The following is a 1,582-nucleotide window of genomic DNA, read 5'->3' as shown; positions in this document are numbered from 1 at the left end:
GATTAACAGATCTACCTAATCGAATGTTAGCTTTAGACCGTTTAACTCAGCTCATAGGCGAAGCTAAACGCGAGAACGAAAAAGTCGCTATTTTATTTCTTGACATAGACGACTTCAAAAAAGTGAATGATACCCTTGGTCATGAAGCAGGTGACAAACTTTTATGCCAGGCGGCAAAGCGTTTATCTGCCGAAATTCGTACCGGTGATACGATAGCTAGATTTGGAGGGGATGAGCTTATTGTGATTTTAGGCGGTCTTTCTGATGCTTCTGAAGTAAGCCCAATAGCTGAAAACTTGCTCAATCAATTTAGAAGCTCATACGTTATTGACGGTCGTGAATTAAACTTGACTGTCAGTGTTGGTGTATCAGTGTTTCCAGATGATGGTGAACTGGGGGGGGCACTACTTCGCAAGGCTGATTCTGCTATGTATCACTCTAAAGAGCTTGGACGTAATACGTATTCTTATTTTACAGATAAAAGGAATATGGAGATCTCGCGTAGACTGAGTTTGGAAGAACAAATGCACGGCGCACTTGATCGAGGTGAGTTTACTATCTACTACCAACCAAAAATATATATTAGTAATAATAAAATTACCGGAACAGAAGCGCTCCTGCGTTGGCGTAATCCTACATTAGGTGATATCTCTCCTGTTGAATTTATACCCATCGCCGAGCAAACAGGCTTAATTGTGCAATTGGGAAAATTTGTTTTAAATAAAGCGATGCGCGATACAGCAGAATGGCAACAAAAATATGATCCAAACTTAACTATCTCGGTCAACTTATCGCCACGTCAGTTTAGCGACCCAAATCTAATAAACTATGTTGAAAATACTATTAAAGAATACTTTTCTTCAGGGAGCTACTTGGAATTAGAGATCACTGAAGGTGTATTGATGAATGAGTATACTCATATTGATGATGCTCTTAAAAGGCTACATGAGCTAGGCGTGAATATTGCGATGGATGATTTTGGTACGGGCTATTCTTCACTTAGCTACTTACGAAAATTTCCATTTGATGTGCTAAAAATTGATAAAAGCTTTGTTGATGGAATAACGAGCGCCCCATCTGACCGGACATTGATAAAAGCGACAGTTGCTATGGCTCATGGACTTAATTTAGAAGTAGTAGCAGAAGGTGTAGAAACAGAAGCACAACTTACGTACTTAGAATATCTTGGCTGTGAATATGCCCAAGGTTATTTTTTCAGTAAGCCAATTCCATTTGCTGAAATGGAAAATTTTTTAGAATCATATATTAACGAATGGCCACTTCGGGCATAAAGAAAAATTAATATCAGGTCTTACATGTCAAGGAATAATACAAGGCAAGTAGCATTTATGTAACTTCTCGTAAACCTGTGGCAAAGTACTAATCAACACCGCTGAGCGTTTGTTTTTAAAGAAGCCAATTAACGGTCCGCCACAACTTATTGATAAGTTGCCCATTTATTCCCTAATATGTTGAAGAATTTACGTTAATTTTTCTTTTGGATAAATCAATTTCCAAGTCGTAGGGGGCGTTTGCGAGCTAGCTTAACTCGCACGATTTTCCTGAAACGTGCACAAAGATC

At 38.7% G+C, this 1,582-nt stretch carries 1 protein-coding gene; it reads left to right on the top strand.

What is annotated here, in order from left to right:
* Nucleotides 1–1,292 (top strand): putative bifunctional diguanylate cyclase/phosphodiesterase (locus AC4GME_RS14620; RefSeq protein WP_490379648.1); only part of this gene is annotated, 1,292 nt, incomplete at its 5' end.
* Nucleotides 1,293–1,582 lie beyond the last annotated feature (290 nt).

Source organism: Psychromonas sp. (assembly GCF_983033635.1).
The sequence above is the reverse complement of the archived record's forward strand: the minus strand, read 5'-3'. Positions and strand labels throughout refer to the sequence as shown.